Source organism: Arthrobacter sp. SIMBA_036 (assembly GCF_046535135.1).
In the GTDB taxonomy this organism is placed as follows: Bacteria; Actinomycetota; Actinomycetes; order Actinomycetales; family Micrococcaceae; genus Arthrobacter.
The window spans coordinates 1-411 of record NZ_JAWRXG010000054.1 but is presented as its reverse complement, the minus strand read 5'-3'; the positions used below and the strand labels follow the sequence as shown (position 1 = coordinate 411).

Sequence of the window (411 nt, the reverse complement as noted above, 5' to 3'; positions counted from 1 at the left end):
CTATTTGATATGAAAACTCTAAAATTTTTTGAGTTCCATTAGAATATTTAACATAGGGAAAATTATGCTCTTTTTTATTATTGTAAATGTCAATTACCTTAGCATTTCTTTCTATAGATAATATTTCTTCTTTTACTAATTTGTTTGAGTTTATACTTAAATAAACTCTTGTAAATAGTAAAATACATATAAATGAAAGAATAAATATTATAATAATTCTTTTATTTGATTTACTTAATTCTATGTTAAAATTATTTTCCACGTACTCAAGTTTTAGATCCTGTCCACATTATAGGTGAAACTCCAACACCGTGACCAGCACTTGTACTGATAGTACTGTACCCATTTGTTATTTTTTCAGAATTTCTGCCAAAATATGAGGAATTAAATTGATGATAATTTTTATATCCC

Annotated in this window: 1 protein-coding gene; it reads right to left on the bottom strand. The window is 24.3% G+C overall.

The genetic code is table 11. The annotated features are described in order from the left end of the window. Nucleotides 1-262: hypothetical protein (locus SB659_RS19105; RefSeq protein WP_410551525.1), on the bottom strand; the 262-nt coding region annotated here is incomplete at its 3' end. Nucleotides 263-411 lie beyond the last annotated feature (149 nt).